This window comes from Streptomyces sp. NPDC015661 (assembly GCF_043077765.1).
Taxonomy (GTDB): Bacteria; Actinomycetota; Actinomycetes; order Streptomycetales; family Streptomycetaceae; genus Streptomyces.
The window spans coordinates 120,358-136,982 of the sequence record NZ_JBIBST010000009.1; the positions used below are offsets into that span (position 1 = coordinate 120,358).

The window sequence follows — 16,625 nt, forward strand, 5'->3', positions numbered from 1 at the left end:
TCATGACCGACGCCCACGGCCAGTACCAGGGCAATCTGCAGTACGCCGTCGACATCGCCCTCTGCATCGACGCGACCGGCAGCATGTACCCCGTCCTCGACACCGTGAAGTCGAGCGCCCTCCAGTTCCACCAGCGGCTCGACGACGTCATGGCGAAGAAGGGCAAGTCCATCAGCCAGCTGCGGCTGAAGGTCATCGCCTTCCGTGACTTCGGCGACGATCCGTCCAACGCCATCGAGGAGACCGACTTCCTCCAGCTCCCGGCCCAGGCGCGGGAGTTCGAGCAGTTCGTCGCCGCGATCGACGCGACGGGCGGCGGCGACATCCCGGAGTCCGGCCTCGAAGCCCTCGCCCTGGCGATCAACTCCCCCTGGGAGACCGGGCTCGACCGGCGCCGCCATGTCATCGTGATGTTCACCGACGCTCCCGCCCACGCCCTCGGCACGGTCGGCGCCGACACCCACACCTACCCCCGGCACATCCCGCGCAGCCTGGACGACCTGTTCGAGCAGTGGGGGTACGCGCGCAGCCAGACCTCGGTGATGGAGCAGTCCGCCAAGCGCCTGGTGCTCTTCGCCCCGGAGGAGGCCCCCTGGTCGGACCCGATCGCCGAGGAGTGGGACCTCACCCTGCACTTCGCCTCCAAGGCGGGCGAGGGCCTGGAGGAGTTCGAGATGGACGAGATCATCGAGACGATCGCGAACAGCCTGTGATCCTGTCCTGGGACGGTTTCCGCGTGCGGTCGACGCCGGCGGGCCTGGAGTTCTCCTGGCCCGGCGGCGGCGTCTTCGAGGTGCAGTCGGCGCACTGCGTCTCGGCCTCGCTGCACCCCTCGGACGACCGGGAGGGCCAGCGGCTCGTCTTCGAGTTCGCCTTCCTGGGCGGCGCGCCGACCGAGTCGGCGCTCGCCCTGCGCGCGGAGGTGCCTCCGGGCCGCCTTGAGGACGCCCAGCGGTTCGTCGACGCGCTCTGGACCGAGCATTCGATCCCGGACCACCCGGCCTCCGGGACGAAGAGGCACGGGGGCCCGGCCCCCGCGGCCGTGGCCGTACCCGTGGCCACGGCCACGCCGGCGCCCGCACCCGCGCCCGCTTCGGCTTCGGGCTCGGCTTCGGCGTCGAGATCGGCTTCGGATTCGGGGTCGGATTCGGGGTCGGGCTCCACCGAGGCGGTCCTGGAGCGGGTGACGTCGGGGCGTGACTGGATCGTCAACCCGGTCGGGCGGCGCTCGGAGGAACTGTTCCGGGACGTGATGGCACGCCCCGACATCGGCGACAACTGACACCGGACGACGGACGGCGGAGAGAGGGACGACAGGGGTGGCTGGCTCGGCCAACTGGCGATGCGCGGACTGCGACAGCAACAACGGGGCGGGGGACAAGGCCTGTACGACCTGCGGGTCGACCCGTCGTACGACGCTGCCGCCGCCCGCCGCACCCCCGCGTCCGGCGGCGAAGCGCCCCACACCCAAGCGCACTCCGCCCAAACCGGCCGCCTCGGGTACGTCGTCCTCGGGCACCACGCCGCCGAGGTCCACGCCCCGGCCGGCCCCCGCCAAGAAGGCCACCCCGAAGCCGGCCCCCGCCAAGAAGGCCGCGCCCAAGCCGGCCCCGAAGCGGCCGACCCCCCGCCGGACGCCCCCGACCACCCCGACGCCACCGCGTACGGGGTCCACCGGGTCCCGTCCCACGGGCGTCTTCTACCCGCCGCCGGCCTCGGGCGGCTACACCCCGACGTACACCCCGCCCGCGGCGACGCCGCCCCCGCCCCCTCGGCCCACGGCCCCCCGTCCCGTGTACACGCCGCCGAGCCGGCCCCCGAAGCCGAAGGGGAAGGGCTGCGGGACGGGATGTCTGGGCGTGGCCGGTGCCATCCTGCTCGTCGGGTTCCTCGCCAACAGCTGCTCCGGGATGCTCGACTCCCTGAGCCCGGACGACTCCGAGCCGACGACCCGTCCGAGCAGCAAGGCCGCCTCCTGCCCGTCCCGCATCGCGGCCGAGCTCCCGGACGGCGACGGCGCCGAGCTCGTCAAGGCCTTCCGTACGAAGAACAAGCAGATCACGCTCTGCCGCACGGGCTCGGGGAAGCTCTTCTACTTCGGCGAGTTCAGCGACCAGCGGGAGCCGGGCATCGCCATGAAGGCGAAGGCGACGAGCGACGGCTACGAGGCGACGAACAGCCCGTACCGCTATGTGATCCGCGACGGCACGGTGACCGTCTACAAGTCGGGCACCCGAATCGGCCGCGAGGAGCTCACCCCGGAACCGAATCCGAGCTGAGCCCCTCGCGCCCCGTGGTGAAGGCCCCTACTCCGTCGGCTCCAGCCGCAGCGAGATCGAGTTGATGCAGTACCGCTGGTCCGTCGGGGTCGGGTAGCCCTCGCCCTCGAAGACGTGGCCCAGGTGCGAGCCGCAGCGGGCACAGCGGACCTCGGTGCGGATCATGCCGTGGGAGGTGTCGGCGATCAGCTCGACGGCGGAGCTGTCCTTCGGATCGAAGAAGGACGGCCAGCCGCAGTGCGACTCGAACTTCTCGTTCGAGGTGAAGAGCTCCGCGCCGCAGGCGCGGCAGGAGTAGACACCCTTGGCCGTGGTGTCCGTGTACTCACCGCGGAAGGCGGGCTCCGTGCCGGCGAGCCGGAGCACCTGGTACTCCGACGGGCTCAGCTGGGCCTGCCACTCCTCGTCCGACTTCTCGACCTCGTACGCCATCGTTCGTCCACTCCCTCAGTTCGACAGGCGGGCGAGGATCTTCGGACCGAGGTCCGTGACGTCACCCGCGCCCATCGTGAGAACGAGGTCGCCGGGGCCGGCCATTCCCGCGATGACCTCGGGAACGGTGGCCATGTCGACGGCACGGACGGCCGTGACGGCGGCGCCGGCCCGCTCGGCCGCCGCGATGATCAGCTCGCTGGTGACGCCGGGGATCGGGTCCTCGCGGGCCGGGTAGATGTCGAGGACCACGGAGGCGTCCGCGAGGGCCAGCGCGTCGCCCATCTCCTTGCCCAGTTCCTGGGTGCGGGAGAAGAGGTGCGGCTGGAAGACGACGAGGAGGCGGGCGGCCCCGGCGGCGCCGCGCATGGCCTCCAGGTCGGCGGTCATCTCGGTGGGGTGGTGCGCGTACGAGTCGATGACCTGGACACCCTTGGCCTCGCCCTTGAGCTGGAGGCGGCGGCCGACGCCGGTGTAGGCGGTGAGCGCCTGGGCGAGCTCGGCCGGGTCGATGCCGACGCGGGCGCCGGCGGCGAGGGCCGCGGCGGCGTTGTGGGCGTAGTGGCGGCCGGGGACGGAGACGGTGAAGGTGTGCTCGACGCCGTCGAGGAGGACCGTCACCTCGCTCTTCATCCCGTTCGGGACGATCTTCAGGATGCGGGCGTCGGAGTCGGCGGACTCGCCGACGGTGACGATCTCCAGGCCGTCGCGGTCCGCGACGCGGCGGGCCAGCTCGCGGGCGCCCGCGTGCTCGCCGACGACGAGGGTGCCGCCGGGGCGGATCTTGGCGGTGAAGGCCTCGAAGGACTCGTAGATCTCGTCCATGGAGGCGTAGTTCGCGTGGTGGTCCAGCTCGACGTTGAGGACGATCGCGACCTCGGGGTCGTACTTCTGGAAGCTGCGGTCGCTCTCGTCGGCCTCGGCGACGAAGACCTCGCCGGCGCCGTGCCGGGCGTTCGTGCCGGGGCCCGCGAGGTCGCCGCCGATGGCGTACGAGGGGTCGAGGCCGAGCTCGGTGAGGGCGACGGCCAGCATGGAGGTGGTGGTCGTCTTGCCGTGCGTGCCGGCGACGGCGATCGCGCGCAGGCCGTCCATGAGGGAGGCGAGCGCGTCGGAGCGGTGGACGACGGGGATGCCGAGCTCGGCGGCGCGGGCCAGCTCGGGGTTGTCGGCGCGGATGGCGCTGGAGACGACCACGGCGGAGGCGTCGTCGGCGAGGTGCTCGGCGGCGTGGCCGATGTGCACGGTGGCGCCGAGGGCGCGCAGCGACTCGGCGGTCGCGGACTCCTTGGCGTCGCTGCCGGCGACCTTGGCGCCGCGCTGGGCGAGGATCTTCGCGATGCCCGACATTCCGGCACCGCCGATGCCGATGAAGTGCGGCCGTTCCATGGCGGCAGGGATGGCGGGTGCCATGCGGATCTCTCCCCGGGGTGTGTGGTTCTGGAAGCCCCCAGCCTAGTGGCTCACCGTGCCCTTGCCCGGCGGGGCGCAGCGGCTCCGGGTCCGCGCCCCCTGCACGGGGCGCGGACCCGGCCGTGCCGCTACTCGCTGTGGGCGAAGAGCTTCAGGACGGGGACCCCGACCTTGTGGCGGGCCCGGGAGGCCCAGTCGCGGTGGAAGAACTCCTCCACGTAGTGCGGGGCGGTGAGAACGATCACCTCGTCCGCCTCCGACCCGTCGACCACCGCCTTCATCTTGTCGAGCGGGTGGTCCTCGACGACCTGGCCGACCGCTTCGCAGCCGGCCGCTCTCAGGGCCCGGAGCGAGACCTCCAGGGCCTGCTCGGCCAGCGGCCGGGCCTCCTTGCCCTCCGGTTCGTCGCCCTCCCGGGCGGCTTCCTTCAGTTCGCCCATGGCGACGTCGTCGATGGCACGCAGCAGTACATCGGCCTGGTCACCACGCGGCTGCATGAGAACGATGAAGGACACGTCCTCTTCGCCGTGCAGGGTGGTGACGAATTCCACGTCGACGGACGTCAGGGGCTTCTCGATCATGAGAACGCTTGTGAACACCTCAGGAGCCCTTCTGCGGAAACCATCCTTCCCCGTGCCCGCACGGGGACTGCGACAGTAAGTCTGCCCAGCGGACGCTAAGCGGAACGACAAATTCCGCCGATTGTCAGATCCGACGGTAGCGGGTGAAGAGGAAGCCGTCCTGCTCCAGCACGGAAGCCACCTGGAAGCGTGTCGGGACGGCCACCGAAGGGCCTCCGGCGATCCGTTGGGCGTCACCCGCCGTCATCGTCGGCGAGACCGTCAGACACAGCTCGTCGAGGACTCCCGCCGCCACGAACTGGCCGAGCAGCCGGGGTCCGCCCTCGGTCAGCTGACGGCGGAGCCCGCGCTCCGCGAGCGCCGCCACCGCGCGGGCCGGCTCCACGCCGGGCCCGTCGCCCGCGGTCAGCACCACGGCGCCCGCCGCCCGGGCGGCCGCGATCCGCTCGGCGGGCGCCGTGGCTCCCGTGAGCACCAGGGTCGGCGTCAGCGGCTCCGTGAAGAGCGGCAGCGAGAAGTCGAGGTTCAGGGAGGCGCTGACCACGGCGATCACCGGCGCCGGGCCCTGTCCGGCGGCGGCCCGGCGGGCCGCGAAGGCCTCACGCGCGCGTGCCGGGCGGTAGCCCTCCAGGCGGACCGTTTCCGCACCCACCACGACCACGTCGGCGAGCCCGCGCAGGACGCCGAAGATCCGCATGTCCGTCTCGGAGGAGAGCGGCTGGGAGCGCCCCTCGTGCTGGCCGGCCCCGTCGAGCGAGGAGACCATGTTGGCCCGCAGCCACGAGCCCTCACGCGCGGCCCCGTCCCCGCCCCCAACCCCGGCCCCGCCGACGCCCTCCGGATACGCGTAGGCGTCGGCGAGAGCGTCGAGCGACCACTCCCGGTCGGCGGCGGGGGCTGTCATGTCCGTCACAGGGAAGAGCTGGCGCATGATCGAAGTCTGACACGGCGCTTACAGTGGGGAACTGTGTCGACCCGTGCCCTCACCGAAGCGGCTGCTCCCGAAGCTGCCCCGCTCTCGCTCTGCTCCCGAGAGCCCCACGTCCCCGCCGACCGTCTCGTCGCGGAGATGGTGCCGCCGCCGCGCTTCGACTCCGTACGCTTCGACACGTACCTCCCCGACCCGAACCAGCCGAGCCAGACGGACGCCGTCAAGGCCCTGAGCACCTTCGCCGAGGGCCTCGGCGGGGCGCACGCCACCGGCGCCGGCAAGCGCCGCTGGTTCGCGAAGAAGCCGGCCGCACCGAGCGGCCCGCGCGGGGTCTACCTGGACGGCGGGTACGGCGTCGGCAAGACCCACCTGCTGGCCTCGCTGTGGCACGCGACCCCCGCGGAGCCCGCGCTGAAAGCATTCGGCACCTTCGTCGAGCTGACCAACCTGGTCGGCGCGCTCGGCTTCCAGCAGACCGTGAAGACGCTGAGCGGACACCGTCTCCTCTGCATCGACGAGTTCGAGCTCGACGACCCGGGCGACACCGTCCTCGTCTCCAGCCTCCTCGGCAAGCTCGTCGAGTCGGGCGTGGCCCTCGCCGCCACCTCGAACACGCTTCCGGGCAAGCTCGGCGAGGGCCGTTTCGCCGCCGCCGACTTCCTCCGCGAGATCCAGGGCCTCTCGGCGCACTTCCGGCCGCTGCGGATCGACGGCGAGGACTACCGCCACCGCGGCCTGCCCGAGGCCCCGTCCCCGTACTCCGACCAGGTGGTCACCGAGACCGCGTACGCCACGCCGGGCGCCTCCCTCGACGACTTCCCACACCTGCTCGAACACCTGGCCAGGGTTCACCCGAGCCGGTACGGCGCCCTCACGGACGACCTCGGCGCCGTCTGCCTCACCGACGTCCAGCCGGTCCCCGACCAGTCGACCGCCCTGCGGCTCGTGGTCCTCGCCGACCGTCTGTACGACCGCGAGATACCCGTGCTCGCCTCCGGACTCCCCTTCGACAAGCTCTTCAGCGACGAGATGCTGAACGGCGGCTACCGCAAGAAGTACTTCCGGGCGATCTCCCGGCTCACCGCGCTCGCCCGCGACGCGAAGGGGCTCGTGGCGCAGTAGCTTGGGGGCCGTACCCGATCGAAAGGGATCCACATGGCCACCGTGCGTCACGCCCACACCATCTGGCAGGGCGACCTCCTCAAGGGCTCCGGCGTCGTCACCCTCGACTCCTCCGGTCTCGGCTCGTACGACGTCTCCTGGCCGGCCCGGTCGGAGGAGCCCAACGGGAAGACGAGCCCCGAGGAGCTCATCGCCGCGGCGCACTCCTCCTGCTTCTCGATGGCCTTCTCGAACGGTCTGGCCAAGGCGGGCCACGCGCCCGAGCGGCTGGAGACGAAGGCCGACGTCACGTTCCAGCCGGGCGAGGGCATCACGGGCATCCACCTGACCGTGCGCGGCACGGTCTCCGGCCTGGACGCGGACGAGTTCCAGGCGCTCGCCGAGGACGCCAAGAAGAACTGCCCGGTCAGCCAGGCGCTCACGGGCACGACGATCACCCTCACCGCCGAACTGGCCTGACACCAGGTCAGAACGGGCGCCACGCGAGGCAGTTGTGGCCCGCATGGTTCACGCACCACGAGGGTGCGTGATACACACATGCGGGTCACACGTCACATCACACACCTGTCCGCCAACAGGAAAAGTGGTTTGCCTCATGTCCGCAACACGACGTCAGATCCTCTCCCGCACCGGCGCGTCCGTCGCCGGGATCGCCTTCACGGGCGCCCTCTCCGAACTCTTCGCCGGCAGCGCGAGCGCCGCGCCCCGAACGGCCGGCTACGGGCCCCTCGTACCCGATCCGGACGGTCTCCTCGACCTCCCGGCCGGCTTCCGCTACCGGGTGCTCTCCCGGCAGGGCGACCCGCTCCGCTCCGGCGAGGGCCCCGTCCCCAGCAACCACGACGGCATGGGCGCCTTCGCCGGCCGCCGCGGCCGGGTGCACCTCGTCCGCAACCACGAGAACCGGGTCACCGGGAAGATCGCCGTCCCCACCGTCCCCGGCCTCACGTACGACCCCGCCGGCAAGGGCGGCTGCACGGTCCTCGAACTCGACGGCCGCAACAACGTCCTCGGCGAGCGGGTCGCCATCGCCGGGACCGCCGTCAACTGCGCCGGCGGGCCCACCCCCTGGAACACCTGGCTGACCTGCGAGGAAACCGAGGACCGGGCCGGCACGAACGGCTACACCAAGGACCACGGCTTCATCTTCGAGGTCGACGGCGCCGACCCGCACCGCACCGGAGCCGTCCCGCTCACCGCGATGGGCCGCTTCCAGCACGAGGCGATCGCCGTCGACCCGGCGAGCGGCATCGTGTACGAGACGGAGGACGCCTTCGAACGGCCCTTCGGCCTCTTCTACCGCTTCCTTCCGGAGAAGCCGCTCGGCGGCACCGGGTCGCTGCGCGCGGGCGGCGCCCTGGAGGCCATGCGGGTGCCCGGCGTGCCCGACCTCTCCGTCGTCCAGGAGACCGGCGCCCGCTTCGACGGCATCGAATGGGTCCCCGTACCGGACCCGTCGGCCACGTCGACCTCCATCCGGCACCAGGACTTCGGGCCCCGGGGCATCACCCACGCGCAGAAGCTGGAGGGCTGTTACTGGGGCGGGCGGGCCGTCTACTTCGTGTCCTCCTTCGCGCGGGCCAAGGACGGCTCGGCGGCCACGCACTTCGGCCAGGTGTGGAAGTACGAACCGCACAAGCGCCGGCTCACCCTCGTCGTGGTCTTCGGTCCGAGCACCGACGTGCAGCTCCCCGGCGAGTCCCCGGACAACATCTGTCTGGCGCCGACCGGAGGCCTGATGGTCTGCGAGGACGGCGACGGGGCGCAGCACGTCTTCGGAGTGAGCGCGGCGGGCGAGGTGTACGCGGTGGCCCGGGGCGCCCAGAACATCGGCACCCCCGAGGCCCCGGAGTGGGGCGAGTTCGCGGGCGTCACGTTCTCCCCGGACCGGAGCACGATGTACGTCAACTGCTACACGCCGGGGACGACGTTCGCGGTGACGGGGCCGTGGGAGTGCTGACCTGACGGAGGGACCGGCGGTCGCGCTACGCGCGTTACACGCACGTAGCGCGGCGGCCCCACACCGTCAACGAGCGCTTGCGTGAATGCCCGGGTGACCCTTCACCCCATTGACCGACGGCCACCGTTCGGGCGGCTCGCCGCCCTCGGCGCGCAGCACGTCCTCATCATGTACACCGGCTGCGTCACCGTCCCGCTGGTCTTCGGCGGCGCGGCCGGACTCGACCCGGCGGCCATCGCGCTGCTCATCAACGCCGACCTGCTGATCGCCGGCCTCGTCACCCTGGTCCAGAGCCTCGGGGTCGGCCGGATCCTCGGCATCCGGCTGCCGGTCGTCACCGGCGCCACCTTCGCCGGCGTGACCCCGATGATCCTGATCGAGCAGGAGTACGGCATGCGGGCCGTCTACGGCTCGATGCTGGCGGCCGGACTCTTCGGGCTGCTGGTGGCGGTGCCCTTCGCCCGGCTCGTACGGTTCTTCCCGCCGCTCGTCAGCGGCACCGTCATCACCGTCGTCGGACTCTCCCTCATCGGGGTCGCGGCCGGACTGATCACCGGGAACGACCCGAAGGCCCCCGACCACGCGTCCGGCGAACGCCTGGCGCTCGCGGCCGGGGTCCTGCTCTTCATCGTCCTCTTCACCCGTTTCACCCGCGGTTTCCTCGGCCAGGTCGGCATCCTGCTCGCGCTCGTGCTCGGCACCCTGGCCGCCGTGCCCCTCGGGCTCACCGACTTCTCCCGGGTCTCCGGCACCGACTGGGCGGGCCTCGCGGCCCCCTTCCACTTCGGGGCGCCGCAGTTCCCGCCGACCGCCGTCATCGCGATGTGCGTGGTGATGCTGGTGATCTTCACCGAGTCGACCGCCTCCATGATCGCGGTCGGCGAGGCCACCGGCCGCCCGGTCACGGACGAGGACCTGGCACGCGGTCTGGCGGCCGACGGGCTCTCCGGGGTCCTCGGCGGGGCGATGAACGCGTTCATGGACACGGTCTTCACCCAGAACGTCGGCCTCATCGGCATCACCAAGGTCGCCAGCCGGTACGTCACCGCCGTCGCGGGCGGCATCCTCGTCGTCCTCGGCCTCCTCCCCCGGCTCGGCGCCGTCGTCGCCGCCCTGCCAGGACCCGTCGTCGGCGCCGCCGGCCTCGTGCTCTTCGCGACGGTCACCATGGTCGGCGTGAACACCCTGCGCCGGGTCGACCTGGACCAGGGCCACAACCTGACGATCGCGGCGGTCGCGCTCGGCGTCGGCCTGCTGCCGGAGGTCGCCGACGGGATCTACGACGGCTTCCCCGCCTGGTCCCGGATCATCCTCGGCAGCGGCATCACCAGCGCGGCCCTCGCCGCCTTCCTCCTGAACCTCCTCTTCCACCACACGCCCGGCAGGCGCGCGGGTGCGGGGGCCCGCGTTCCGACGCAGGATCGGGAGAGGACGAGCGGTACGGCGGAAGGGGCCGGCGGTGGCGAAAAAGCGCGGCAAGAAGAAGCGGACGGCCCCCGAACCCGTACTGCGTGAGGTCCTCCGCATCCCGGAGGGCGACCGGGTCGACCTCACGGCGTACGACGCCTCGGCGACCCCCGTCGGCCCCGCCGACAAGGCGGCGGGCCTCGCCGCCACCGCCGCGCTCGGGCCCCGCCTCGCCGAACTCCAGGAACGCCTGTACGCGGCGAGCACCGCCGGGGACCGGCGGCGCCTGCTCCTCGTCCTCCAGGGCATGGACACCAGCGGCAAGGGCGGCACGGTCAAGCACGTCATCGGCCTCTTCAACCCGTCCGGCTGCCGGATCCGCGCGTTCAAGGCGCCGACGCGGGAGGAGCAGAACCACCCCTTCCTCTGGCGGATCATGAGGGCGCTCCCCCAGCCGGGCGAGATCGGCATCTTCGACCGCTCGCAGTACGAGGACGTCCTCATCGCCCGCGTGCGCGGGCTGGTCCCGCGCCGTCAGGTCGGCCGCCGCTACGGCCAGATCAACCGCTTCGAGAAGTCCCTCGTCGAGGACGGGGTGACCGTGGTCAAGGTCTTCCTCCACCTCTCGTACGAGGAACAGCGCGCCCGGCTCCTCAAGCGCCTGGACGACCCCGACAGGCACTGGAAGTTCAACCCGGGCGACATCGAGGAGCGGGCGCTGTGGCCCGCGTACCGGCAGGCGTACGAGATCGCCCTGGAACGCTGCACGACGGACGAGGCCCCCTGGTACCTGGTCCCGGCGGACCGCAAGTGGTACCGCAACTGGGCGATCAGCAAGCTGCTCCTCGAGCACCTGGAGGCACTGGACCCGAAGTACCCGCCGGGGGACTTCGACGTGGAGGAGTGCCGGGCGCGGCTACTGGCCTCGTGAGCGGCGCCGGCGGGCGATGGCCTGCGCCAGGGATCTCGTCATGGTGGGGTCGAGGGCGTCGGGTCCGCCCTGTTGGGCCATCGCGGTGAGCAGACGGTCGAGAAGGGCCGGAAGGAACCCCGTGCGTACGCTCCGATGGGCCCAGCGCGCCCTGATCGTTCTCGTCGCCACCCTGCCCCCGCCCCCTCGTCACCCTCGCCTTCGTTCCCGCCCTGCTCGTCCTGCCTTTGCGCCGTGAGCGGGCAGCGCACGCCCACGCGCTGGTGCGTCAGCTCAGCGCGTGGACTCGGGTGCTGCCGCTGTCGAGTCGCGAGCGTTAAGCACTTTGATCGGATAACTTCCGATCGTGAACACTTCTGTACGAAAAATGGCGGCGCTTGGTCTTCTGGGCGCCGCCCTCGTCGGCTGCGGCAGCGGCGCCGCCCCCGTCCCGGCGCCGAAGCCCGAGCCGAAGGCGGCCGTCGTCGAGAGCCCCGCACCGAAGGCCAGCGCCGCCGCCCCCGGCGCGAAGCCCGCGCGCGTCCCCGCCGCCCCGCCCACGATGGCCCCCGGGCCCGGCGGCCTCACCCCCGTCTACACGCGCCGCGCGAACGGCACCGAGAAGGTCGTCGCGCTCACCTTCGACGCCGACATGACGGCCGATCAGGGCCCCCGGGCCGCGCGCGGCGAGCACTTCGACAACCCCGAGCTCATCGCGACCCTGCGCCGGCTCAAGGTGGACGCGACCGTGTTCATGACCGGCCGCTGGGCGGAGGAGTACCCGGACCAGGCGAAGTCCATCGGCGGCGACCCGCGCTTCGAGATCGCCAACCACTCCTACAGCCACTACGCCTTCGCGTCCCCCTGCTACGGCCTGCCGACCGTCCCCGGGCCCGACATGGCCTCCGACGTGCAGCGCGCCTTCGACTCCTTCCGGGACGCCGGCGCCATCAACGTCGTCCCGTACTTCCGCTTCCCCGGCGGCTGCTACGACGACGCGGCCCTGCGCGCCCTCGCGCCCGCCGGGGTCACCGCGATCCAGTGGGACGTGGTCAGCGGCGACGCCTTCGCGAAGGACGCGGACGCCGTCGCCGAGCAGGTCCTCGACGGGGTGAAGCCCGGTTCGCTCGTCGTCATGCACTGCACGCGCAGCGCGGCCCCCGTGACCGAGCAGGCGATCCGCCGGATCGTCCCGGAGCTCCGCGCGCGCGGCTACCGCTTCGTGAAGGTCTCGGAGCTCATGAGCCGCTAGGGGGTGTCCGGACACCCCCCAGGGTCCGGCGGGCCCTACTCCAGGCGCGCCGTGGCCCGGGACGCGAGCAGCGCCGTCGCCGCCGCGAGGAGCAGCGCGCCGCCGCAGGCGAGCCAGGGCGGGTCGGCGGTCGTCGTACGGGCGCCGGTGACCAGGGCCGTCATGGCGTACTTCGCCGGGGAACCGGTCGTCACCAGCGCCAGCAGGGAGCCGAGGACGAGGGCCGCGAGGGACCAGCCGGTGGCCTTGACGAAGGGGCGGGAGGCCAGCGCGCCGACGGCGGCCCCCGTCAGGGCGCAGGCCAGCGCCGCGAGCAGCCCCGCGGTGACGGCGGCGAGCGCGGTGACGCCGCGTCGGTCGCCGATCGCGGTCACCGCGAGGACGGCGACCGTGCCGACGAGGACCGGCCAGGCGGCTCCGGTGAGCAGCGCCGCGAGATGCGCGCGCCCCCGGCCGGCCGCCGCCGCGACCACGCTGCGGGCGGCGGGCGGTTCCTGGGTGAGGCAGATCCGTACGGACCAGGCGGACACCGGGAGCAGGGCGGCGGCGGTGAAACCGAGCGCGCCGAGGACCGGTTCGCCGGCCTGGACGCCGACGCCGATGAAGGCCACGTAGAGCAGCAGCGGCGCGAGCCAGCGCTGGGAGCGGAGGAGCAGACCCGACTGGTAGCGCAGGAGCGCCGTCATACCCGTACGCCTTCGGTGCCGAGGTGGTGGATGTGCCAGGACGCGGCGAGGAGCGCGCCCAGGAGGGCGTCGGAGTGCGCCGCGCCGACGGTGAGGACGGTGGTGCCGCCGGGACCGGGGGCGGTCAGCGGGTCGCCGGGCAGACGGGCGGGCAGCGACCGGCCGCCGGAGACCGTGATCCGGACGGGAGGCGCGGCCGCCTCCGCCGTCTCGTGCGGGGACGCCACCTGCCGCACCCGCCCCTCCGCCGTCTCGTGCGGGGACGCCACCTGCCGCACCCGCCCCTCCGCCGTCTCGTGCGGGGACGCCACCTGCCGCACCCGCCCCTCCCCCGCCCGGTACACGGCGCCCGCCTCCCCGACCAGCCGGCCGGGGTCGTGGTCGACGAAGACGACCGTCGCGCCCGCCGCGAGGCGTTCGCGGACGACGGTGTCCAGTTCGGCGCGGGCGCCGGTGTCCAGGCCGGTCCAGGCCTCGTCGAGGACGAGCAGGGCGGGGTCGGCGAGGAGGGCCTGGGCGACGGCGACCTTCTGGCCGGTGCCCTTGGAGAGCTCCGACAGACCGGTACGCGCGTGCGTGCCGGCCCCGAAGCGCTCCAGCCACTCCCCCGCCCGGGCCCGCGCCGCCGCCCGGCCGAGGCCCTGGACGCGGCCGAGGTGGACCAGGTAGTCGAGGGCCGTGAACGGCAGGGCCACGGGGAAGCGTTCGGGGACGTACGCGGTCCGGTCCGGCCGGCCGGTGACGCGGCCCTCGGTGGGCGCGTCGATGCCGGCGAGCAGCCGGAGCAGCGTGGACTTGCCGGTGCCGTTGGTGCCGACGACCCGGACGAGGGCGGCGGCGGGCAGGTCGAGCGAGACCTGCCTCAGCGCCCACGGCCCGCGCGGGCCGTGCCGCCGCCCGACGTTCTCCAGCCTCAACGCGACAGCCTCAATTCAACGGCCTCAATTCGAGGAGTTCTTCTGCGGGGTGAGCTCGCTGGGACGGACGACGACGAAGCCCTGGCCCTCCAGCTTGAGCTGCACCGCCTCGCCGGAACCGCCGCGGAGCATGGAGCCGAGGGACTGCGAGCGGTGCAGCGAGGTGTGGAGCTGCTCGCTCCAGCCGACGACGGCGTCGGTGTCGACGTACACCGGGGCCTGCGGGGTGACGGGGATGACGATCGGGTTGCCCTCGCACATCAGGGCGATCTTGCCGTAGCCGGAGAAGACGGAGTTGAAGAGGCCGCCGCCGGTCATGCCGGCGCCCTTCACGGTCCTGATGTCGTAGTGGAGGGTGGCGTCGAAGCAGAGGACGTTGCGGCCGTTGACGGTGAAGGCCTCGCCCTGCTCGATCTCGACGATGAAGCAGTTCTGCGCCTCGTGCGCGAACCAGGCCTCGCCCTGGCCCCGTACGGCCATCAGCGCCAGGCCCTCGCCGGTGACGGCCCGCTTGAGCATGCCGCCGATGCCCTGGCCCTTGCGCTCGAAGTGCAGGTCGCCGCGGAAGGCGATCATCGAACCCTGGCGGGCGTGCATCTCGCCGTTCACGGTGTACTTGACCGACTTGGCGTTCTGGAGGGTCATCCCCGGGAAGGTCGCCGCCTCGGCGAGGTGCTCGCCGGCAAAAAGATCGCTCTTCATGGGGGGCATCCTGGCCCGGAAGGGATGATTCCCACAAGAATCACTCGTCACCGCGATGGCAGACTTGCCGGGTGAGCAGCAACGAGACCGATCTCCGCGATGAGAAGCCCCAGTTCGTCCTCCCCCTGGTCGTCAGGATCGAGCGCGACGCGCCCCCGAGCCGTACCGACGCGCTGGAGACCGCGGCGCGGGCCGTCCTGGAGATCCTCACCGACGACCGTTCGCTCGGTGAGGGCGAGTGGGCGCAGGCGATCACCGACTGGCAGGACGCCAGGATCCGCAAGGTGGTGCGCCGGGCGCGGGGCGCCGAGTGGCGCCGTGCGAACACGCTGCCGGGCATCACGGTGACGGGCGCGGAGGCGGAGGTACGGGTCTTCCCGCCGGTCCCGCTGGACGGCTGGCCCAAGGACCTCGCCAAGCTCCAGGTGTCGGGCACCGACCTCGACGACCCGGCGGCGCCGGGACCCGTACCGGAGGGGGCGGCGGTGCTGTGGCTGAACCCGGAACTCGACATGTCCGCGGGCAAGACGATGGCGCAGACCGGCCACGGGGCGCAGCTGCTGTGGTGGGCGATGGCGGAGGACGACCGGAAGGCCTGGCGCGAGGCGGGATTCCCGCTCGCGGTGCGGACCGCGCCGGCGGAGACCTGGGCGGGCCTGACGACGAGCGGCCTCCCGGTCGTCCGCGACGCGGGCTTCACGGAGATCGCCCCGGGCTCGTGCACGGTGGTCTCCGAGGGCAGCGCCCTCTTCGCCTCCCACCTGCGTCTTCCCCGGCCCTGACCGCCCGGCCGATGGCCGCGGGGCCGGGTGTCGGACCCGTGCCGTAGCGTGCGTGGTCCGCATCCTGGGAGATCCACATGTCCGTTCGCGCCCGGCTCCACGCCACCGTTCCCGCTCTCCTGCCCCCGTCGGCGGCCGGTCCGCCGGAGATCGTGGGCCGGCCGGGGCGCCGGCTGCTCGTCCAGCGGAGCGACGACGAGATCGTGGCGCTGCCCCTGGACGACAGCTACGCGGCCCGGCCGGGGGCTGAGGTCCGTTTCCCCGCGCCCTGGCCACGTCGCCGCGGCACGTGGGAGGTGTCTCCCGACGCGGGCCTGGCCGTCTTCGCCGGGGTGCACGCCGTGCGTGCCGTCGAGCCGTCGGGGGCCACGCGCTGGGAGGTCCGGCACGGCTGCTGGTCCGGGACGTGCGGGGAGATTCACGAGTCGTACGAGGCGTACGCGGATCGCCAGGACCATCGTTACCCGGACGAGGGCTCCGTCGGCTTCTCGGCGGACGGAAGCGTCGTCTGGGCCCACGTCCGCGGCCCGTCGGCCGAGGGCGAGCCGGCCCCGGACACCGTCGACGAGTGGCTGGTGATCGACGCCCTCGACGGCCGCGTGCTCGCGCGGGCCGACGCCCGCGCCGCGGCGGCCGGCAGTGAACACGTCTCCCACCCGACCGATCCCCGTCGGATGGGCCTCAGCATCGGCGAGGGCCAGGACGGCGCTCCCCTGCGCCTGGGCAGCTGGGACGGGGAGAAGCTGGACGTCACCTACGTGGCGGACGACCTCTGCCTGTTGAGCGTGAGCCCCTCGGGCGAGCGGCTGATGACCGTCTCCCACGACCAGGACTCCCTCACCGTCCGCGACGGCGACGGGCTCGTCCTGGACGGGCTGGAATGGGACGCCGAGTCGGTGCTGCCGGCGCATCCTGACGCCCCTTCCGAAGACGAGGACGAAGCGCCGGTCTGCTGGGACTGGGCCGGCGGCTTCGTGGAGGAGACGGCCCTCGTCGTCTCGACCGCGGAGAGCGACGACGAGTGGGGCGAGGCCCGTCACTGGCTGATCGACACCACGGGTACGCACGGACTCCTGCCGATCACCTACCCGTCCCCGCCCTCCGGCTTGCCCACCGCACTCGGGAACGGCGCCTGGGCGACGGCCTCCGAGTCCGGCGACGCCCTGCACGTCTGGACGGCCGGGACCCCGAGCGACGTCCCACAACGCCACGGGCTCACAGCGGCCGAACCTCAAATGAAGCTCTGAACGT

The 16,625-nt window shown here is 72.6% G+C and carries 18 protein-coding genes; 11 read left to right on the top strand and 7 right to left on the bottom strand.

Features of this window, described 5'->3' with window-relative positions:
* Positions 1 to 2 precede the first annotated feature (2 nt).
* The 3 genes from ACF07V_RS24810 to ACF07V_RS24820 all read left to right on the top strand — a co-directional run bounded on the left by ACF07V_RS24810 (position 3) and on the right by ACF07V_RS24820 (position 2,279).
* A complete protein-coding gene (locus ACF07V_RS24810) occupies positions 3 to 713 on the top strand; it encodes a vWA domain-containing protein (protein WP_392157244.1) in 711 nt (236 codons plus the stop codon).
* Positions 714 to 736: 23 nt separating this feature from the next.
* Complete coding sequence (locus ACF07V_RS24815) at positions 737 to 1,282, top strand: hypothetical protein (protein ID WP_392157246.1); 546 nt, start codon at positions 737 to 739, stop codon at positions 1,280 to 1,282.
* Positions 1,283 to 1,859: 577 nt separating this feature from the next.
* Positions 1,860 to 2,279: a hypothetical protein gene (locus tag ACF07V_RS24820; protein WP_392157247.1), complete on the top strand. Its 420-nt coding sequence runs from the start codon at positions 1,860 to 1,862 to the stop codon at positions 2,277 to 2,279.
* Between the two features lie 27 nt (positions 2,280 to 2,306).
* Here ACF07V_RS24820 and msrB read toward each other — a convergent pair whose 3' ends face one another.
* From msrB to ACF07V_RS24840, 4 genes are all read right to left on the bottom strand, one after another.
* A complete protein-coding gene (msrB, locus tag ACF07V_RS24825) occupies positions 2,307 to 2,711 on the bottom strand; it encodes a peptide-methionine (R)-S-oxide reductase MsrB (protein ID WP_392157248.1) in 405 nt (134 codons plus the stop codon).
* 15 nt (positions 2,712 to 2,726) lie between these two features.
* Positions 2,727 to 4,124 (bottom strand): UDP-N-acetylmuramate--L-alanine ligase, encoded by a 1,398-nt coding sequence (murC, locus tag ACF07V_RS24830; protein ID WP_392157250.1) that lies wholly within the window; start codon positions 4,122 to 4,124, stop codon positions 2,727 to 2,729.
* A gap of 128 nt (positions 4,125 to 4,252) precedes the next feature.
* Positions 4,253 to 4,723: an indole-3-glycerol phosphate synthase gene (locus tag ACF07V_RS24835; protein ID WP_392157251.1), complete on the bottom strand. Its 471-nt coding sequence runs from the start codon at positions 4,721 to 4,723 to the stop codon at positions 4,253 to 4,255.
* A gap of 106 nt (positions 4,724 to 4,829) precedes the next feature.
* Positions 4,830 to 5,636 (bottom strand): pyrimidine reductase family protein, encoded by an 807-nt coding sequence (locus ACF07V_RS24840; protein WP_392157253.1) that lies wholly within the window; start codon positions 5,634 to 5,636, stop codon positions 4,830 to 4,832.
* A gap of 36 nt (positions 5,637 to 5,672) precedes the next feature.
* Here ACF07V_RS24840 and zapE point away from each other — a divergent pair, with 36 nt between their 5' ends.
* From zapE to ACF07V_RS24870, 6 genes are all read left to right on the top strand, one after another.
* The gene (zapE, locus tag ACF07V_RS24845) at positions 5,673 to 6,758 is read left to right on the top strand and encodes a cell division protein ZapE (RefSeq protein WP_392157255.1); all 1,086 of its coding nucleotides are present in this window, start codon (positions 5,673 to 5,675) and stop codon (positions 6,756 to 6,758) included.
* 33 nt (positions 6,759 to 6,791) lie between these two features.
* Complete coding sequence (locus ACF07V_RS24850; protein WP_116158292.1) at positions 6,792 to 7,217, top strand: OsmC family protein; 426 nt, start codon at positions 6,792 to 6,794, stop codon at positions 7,215 to 7,217.
* A 136-nt stretch (positions 7,218 to 7,353) separates the two neighbouring features.
* A complete protein-coding gene (locus ACF07V_RS24855; protein ID WP_392157256.1) occupies positions 7,354 to 8,718 on the top strand; it encodes an alkaline phosphatase PhoX in 1,365 nt (454 codons plus the stop codon).
* Between the two features lie 93 nt (positions 8,719 to 8,811).
* Positions 8,812 to 10,233: a nucleobase:cation symporter-2 family protein gene (locus tag ACF07V_RS24860; RefSeq protein WP_392157258.1), complete on the top strand. Its 1,422-nt coding sequence runs from the start codon at positions 8,812 to 8,814 to the stop codon at positions 10,231 to 10,233.
* Entirely contained in the window at positions 10,178 to 11,056 is an 879-nt protein-coding gene (locus tag ACF07V_RS24865) for a PPK2 family polyphosphate kinase (protein ID WP_392157260.1), read from the top strand. Before ACF07V_RS24860 ends, ACF07V_RS24865 begins: the two co-directional genes overlap by 56 nt.
* Before the next feature lie 367 nt (positions 11,057 to 11,423).
* Positions 11,424 to 12,287: a polysaccharide deacetylase family protein gene (locus tag ACF07V_RS24870; RefSeq protein ID WP_392157631.1), complete on the top strand. Its 864-nt coding sequence runs from the start codon at positions 11,424 to 11,426 to the stop codon at positions 12,285 to 12,287.
* Between the two features lie 35 nt (positions 12,288 to 12,322).
* Here the strand turns inward: ACF07V_RS24870 and ACF07V_RS24875 are convergent, their stop codons facing one another.
* From ACF07V_RS24875 to ACF07V_RS24885, 3 genes are read right to left on the bottom strand one after another with little or no spacing between them, the layout of a single operon-like run.
* Complete coding sequence (locus tag ACF07V_RS24875) at positions 12,323 to 12,973, bottom strand: ABC transporter (RefSeq protein WP_392157262.1); 651 nt, start codon at positions 12,971 to 12,973, stop codon at positions 12,323 to 12,325.
* On the bottom strand, positions 12,970 to 13,890 hold the full coding sequence (locus ACF07V_RS24880; protein ID WP_392157263.1) for an ATP-binding cassette domain-containing protein: 921 nt from the start codon (positions 13,888 to 13,890) through the stop codon (positions 12,970 to 12,972). The genes ACF07V_RS24875 and ACF07V_RS24880 overlap by 4 nt, the downstream gene beginning before the upstream one ends.
* Before the next feature lie 24 nt (positions 13,891 to 13,914).
* Complete coding sequence (locus tag ACF07V_RS24885) at positions 13,915 to 14,592, bottom strand: AIM24 family protein (protein WP_392157265.1); 678 nt, start codon at positions 14,590 to 14,592, stop codon at positions 13,915 to 13,917.
* Between the two features lie 71 nt (positions 14,593 to 14,663).
* Here ACF07V_RS24885 and ACF07V_RS24890 point away from each other — a divergent pair, with 71 nt between their 5' ends.
* Positions 14,664 to 15,374, top strand: a complete 711-nt coding sequence (locus ACF07V_RS24890) for a peptidyl-tRNA hydrolase (protein ID WP_392157267.1) — start codon at positions 14,664 to 14,666, stop codon at positions 15,372 to 15,374.
* 77 nt (positions 15,375 to 15,451) lie between these two features.
* Positions 15,452 to 16,621, top strand: a complete 1,170-nt coding sequence (locus ACF07V_RS24895) for a hypothetical protein (RefSeq protein WP_392157269.1) — start codon at positions 15,452 to 15,454, stop codon at positions 16,619 to 16,621.
* The last annotated feature ends 4 nt before the right edge of the window (positions 16,622 to 16,625 follow it).

Excerpts from the sequence above, each read along its gene's own strand:
- murC (WP_392157250.1), bottom strand. The coding sequence starts at position 4,124 with ATGGCACCCGCCATCCCTGCCGCCATGGAACGGCCGCACTTCATCGGC.
- ACF07V_RS24855 (WP_392157256.1), top strand. The coding sequence starts at position 7,354 with ATGTCCGCAACACGACGTCAGATCCTCTCCCGCACCGGCGCGTCCGTC.
- ACF07V_RS24870 (WP_392157631.1), top strand. The coding sequence starts at position 11,424 with ATGGCGGCGCTTGGTCTTCTGGGCGCCGCCCTCGTCGGCTGCGGCAGC.
- ACF07V_RS24895 (WP_392157269.1), top strand. The coding sequence starts at position 15,452 with ATGTCCGTTCGCGCCCGGCTCCACGCCACCGTTCCCGCTCTCCTGCCC.
- ACF07V_RS24875 (WP_392157262.1), bottom strand. The coding sequence starts at position 12,973 with ATGACGGCGCTCCTGCGCTACCAGTCGGGTCTGCTCCTCCGCTCCCAG.
- ACF07V_RS24840 (WP_392157253.1), bottom strand. The coding sequence starts at position 5,636 with ATGCGCCAGCTCTTCCCTGTGACGGACATGACAGCCCCCGCCGCCGAC.
- ACF07V_RS24885 (WP_392157265.1), bottom strand. The coding sequence starts at position 14,592 with ATGAAGAGCGATCTTTTTGCCGGCGAGCACCTCGCCGAGGCGGCGACC.
- msrB (WP_392157248.1), bottom strand. The coding sequence starts at position 2,711 with ATGGCGTACGAGGTCGAGAAGTCGGACGAGGAGTGGCAGGCCCAGCTG.
- ACF07V_RS24850 (WP_116158292.1), top strand. The coding sequence starts at position 6,792 with ATGGCCACCGTGCGTCACGCCCACACCATCTGGCAGGGCGACCTCCTC.
- ACF07V_RS24810 (WP_392157244.1), top strand. The coding sequence starts at position 3 with ATGACCGACGCCCACGGCCAGTACCAGGGCAATCTGCAGTACGCCGTC.